Annotated in this window: 4 protein-coding genes; 1 reads left to right on the forward strand and 3 read right to left on the reverse strand. The window is 58.9% G+C overall.

Annotated features, from left to right (window positions below):
* Window positions 1–159 precede the first annotated feature (159 nt).
* Window positions 160–1,035 (reverse strand): alpha/beta hydrolase, encoded by an 876-nt coding sequence (locus VEG30_09200; GenBank protein HXZ80093.1) that lies wholly within the window; start codon window positions 1,033–1,035, stop codon window positions 160–162.
* 215 nt (window positions 1,036–1,250) lie between these two features.
* Window positions 1,251–2,450 carry an alpha/beta fold hydrolase gene (locus VEG30_09205; protein ID HXZ80094.1) on the reverse strand — a complete coding sequence of 400 codons (1,200 nt, stop codon included), beginning with the start codon at window positions 2,448–2,450 and terminating at the stop codon, window positions 1,251–1,253.
* Window positions 2,451–2,593: 143 nt separating this feature from the next.
* On the opposite strand from VEG30_09205, the gene VEG30_09210 reads away from it, so the two are divergent.
* On the forward strand, window positions 2,594–3,532 hold the full coding sequence (locus tag VEG30_09210) for a DMT family transporter (protein ID HXZ80095.1): 939 nt from the start codon (window positions 2,594–2,596) through the stop codon (window positions 3,530–3,532).
* On the opposite strand, the gene VEG30_09215 is transcribed toward VEG30_09210, so the two are convergent.
* Window positions 3,529–3,722: hypothetical protein (locus VEG30_09215; GenBank protein HXZ80096.1), on the reverse strand; the 194-nt coding region annotated here is incomplete at its 5' end. The genes VEG30_09210 and VEG30_09215 overlap by 4 nt on opposite strands.

Below are 3,722 nucleotides of genomic sequence, written 5' to 3' on the forward strand. Positions count from 1 at the left end.
GCATCCGGCTTCGAGAAGTCCGGGCTGAGCAACAAAGTGTAGGCAAAATTTTCTGGTGGCGCTTCCATCGCAAGCTTCGGCGAAGCGTGGAAGGTTGGATCGGGCCTTAAGGTCATGCTGGTTCCTCCCTGTTTTGTTCGACGCCATGGAAGAGATCGTCTACAGCACAGCTCCAGCGAAAGAGCGCGAGCTTTTGAGGTTGGCAGCCGCCGTAACAGGTGAGCTAAGGCTGCCCAGTTGGCAGATTGCGGTTTCCGCCGCAGCGATATGCGAGGTAATCAGTTGGTTGACAACAACTCCATGCGTCAGCGGACCCATGTGACCTGCTCCGCTGATAATACTTAGCCGGGCGGCAGGAAGCAATTTTCTCAGCGTCTCTGCAATCATGCGCGTAGGCTTGGGTGCATGCTCTCCCCGCATAATTAGCACAGGAATAGTCAAGCGGGCGTAGGCGCTAAGCTGGGTTGGCTCTTCGATAAGGGCGCGAAAATCAAGAGGCGCCTTGCAAACCCAGCGAATGAGTGCCGCTTGCACGGACGGCCGCAATGCTGCCCATGCGCCTTCTCCGCCCCAATACTCGACGAAAGCGGCCACGGCGCGGGCATAGTCACCGGCAATTACCCCCTCTCCGGTTTCGCGAGCAATCCGTAGGATTTCTGCGAGTGCTGCGCCGCCTTTATCCCCCAAAGCCTTGAGCAGATGAAAGGCAGAAGGCTCATAGAGCGCAAGGCTGGCAATACGCTCTGGCCGCGCCAGTGCCACGTGAAGGGCCACGCCACCGCCGTAGGAGTGACCAACAATATGGACCTGCCCCCGGCACCGATCGACAAGATCGATGGTCCTTGCTGCCTCGTCGGCTAGCGTGAACGCATGCGTGCCGGTCCAGGGGCCTGTGCGCTCGCAGCCGTAGTGCTCCGGAGCAAATAGTGTGTAAGCGGGGCCGAGGGTTTCGCCGAGCTGCCGCCACTGCCCGGCCCCTGCGCCCGAACAGTGCAAAGCGATGACCGGCGCAAAGTCTGCGTTCTGCGTGGGCATGAGTTCCTCCGATCCATTCCGCTCCGGCACAATGCCGATAGCCAATATCGTGAGGCTGCAGAGCGTGCGCGGGACGATTTGGCATCGCCTGTCTCGCCGCGGCGCGATCGTGCGCTCACAAGATGGAGGATGGACCCTCACAGGCGTGGAGTCCTTGAACCGGGTTTGAAGAATTCTTGAAAAGCCCTTGATTATTGGGCAATTGCTCTTTGAGCTCAGCTTTCTAGAAATCGCGTGACTTCGTCGAGAAAGCGGGCCCATGCCGGTTCTTGCTCGAGGATCAGGTGGTTGCCCCCATCCAACGCCACGAAGCGCGAGCCGGATATACCGGCTGCCATGCGTCGCCCCTCCTCGAAAGGTTGCACCGCATCGTTACGGCAGTGCAGGACCAATGTCGGCGCACGAACGCTAGGGAGCAGTCCTGTCACATCGATGTCGTCGAGAGCGATCCGAATGCGCGCAGCATTTTCAGGTGTTGTTGTTGTCCGCTGTAGCTCATTAAACCAACGCGCCTGCTCTAATGTCGCTCCCGGAATGAAGCGGGATGTGAAGAGCTGGCGATACGCCGGATTCTCCTGGCCCCATCCCTCGCGTATAAGGGTAACGATTGCATCAGCCTGCGCGATCTCCGACTGCTGTCCACGCTTGCGCCGGCCGCGGGCATAGCCTCCATAGAGAATAAGGCGTGTGACACGCTCGGGATGGCGTACAGCATAGGCTACGGAGACGGCACACCCCTGGGAAATACCCAGGAGAGGGAACTTCTTCAATCCGACCGTGTCAATAACTGTCTCAAGATCGTTCACAAACGCATCCAAGGAAATATCGCACACATCCCAATCGGACAGGCCGTTGCCGCGTTCGTCGTATCGAACAAGCCGGTACCTGCTGGCCAACGAGCGCAGCAAATGGCTCCAAATAGGACACTGCCAATCGTACTCTAAATGGTTGAGCCAATTCGCTGTCTTGACGAGTGGAGGTCCATTGCCAACTGCGGTGTAGGCGATGCGAACTCCGTCGGACGTGGTACAGAATTGAATCTCCTGGCGCAGTTCTCCAGCAGCTGCCTTGGCGTCATCGGCCAAAGCCCGCGGCGATACCTTTTTTCCCTCTTCGACCTCACCGATGAAGCGAAACCCTTTGCGGGCAATCGTTTTGATTAAGGTTTGGCTGGCGCCGGTGTCGCCGATCGCGCGCCGGGCCGCATTGATACGGCTGGTGAGCGTCGATTCGGAAACGACGCGCCCTTCCCAGATGGCGTCTAGCAGGTCATCCTTACTGACCACCCGATCACGGTTGCGGATCAAGTAGACAAGCAGATCGAAGACCTGCGGCCCGATTTCGATCAACTTGGCGCCGCACCGCAACTCGCGACGATCAATGTCGATCGAATATCCACTGAACTGGAATATCACAGCAGCCCTCCCCAACCGGCGCGATGCCCGGCGTTGTCGGAGAATCAAAAATATTTCAAGGATAAATCAGGCCCATGTCAAAGCCTTTCGCGCGGGGCTTCCGGCACCATCGGATGCAATAACTCCGCTCGATAGGTGCCATCATGACCAACACCGCGCCTGCACAATTCTTGAACCACGGCAAGACCGGCGTGCCGTCGCTGCTACGCTTCCCCATCCTGGCGTTGACGCTGGCAGCGCTGTTCTGGTCAGGCAGCTTTGTCGTCGGTCGCGCACTGCGCGACGACGTCAACCCCGTAGCACTGACCTTCTTCCGCTGGCTCATCTCACTTCTCGTCTTCGCCCCCTTCGTCTGGCGCGAAATTGCGAGCCACGCGCATGTGGCGTTTCGCGAATGGAGGCTGATTGCCGGCCTTGGCGCAACCGGGATTGCCTTATTCCATCCCCTCGTGTACCTGGCCCTGCAGCACACGCCGGCAACCAACGCCCTATTGACCTTCTCGCTCTCACCGGTCGTCATTCTTCTCGGCGCCAGCCTTGCCGGTTGGAAACGGCCGACGGCATGGGAATCCACCGGCGTGCTACTATCGATGGCCGGGGCTGCCATTCTCATCACGCGCGGGGATCTGGGCGTGCTTAGGTCGACAGGCTTCAACACCGGCGATCTGTGGATGCTCGTTGCCGTTGCCGTATGGGCTGGCTATTCGCTACTACTTCGCCGTCGCCCTGCGGATCTACCGCAAATGGTGACGCTCGTGTTCAGCATTGCCGTTGCGCTGCCAATGTTGCTGCCGTTTATGCTGGTTGCTGCATCAGGAAATCAGCTCCACCTGTCGTTTCCGGTGCTGATTGGAACCTTCTATATCGCTATCTTCGGCTCGGTGATCGGCTTCCTGTTCTGGTCGTATGGCGTGACCGACATCGGGCCCGCGCGCGCCGGGCAGTTCGTGCATCTGATGCCGGTGTTTGGTGCAGCGCTGGCCTTCGTCTTCCTAGGCGAACCGCTGTCGTTACCACAGGTTCTCGGCGCCGGCTTCGTGCTATTCGGCATCGTCTTGATCGAAACAATGCGCGAGGCCTAGATCATCGGGACCGTGCCCGCCTCGGCTCGATGAAGGCCGTCGCCGAATTCACCCGAAGCTGGCAAGCCCGCGAAGCGTCGGCTATAAGATCTGAAAGCAAACATTGCCGCTCGAACAATTTTCGAGACCCGCCATTTCCGCAATCGGCCCTCCAGGAGATGTTGGGCAAAGTCATAATTTGCAGGGGCGG

The sequence above is a fragment of the Terriglobales bacterium genome, from assembly GCA_035624455.1.
Taxonomy (GTDB): domain Bacteria; phylum Acidobacteriota; class Terriglobia; order Terriglobales; family Acidobacteriaceae; genus DASPRM01.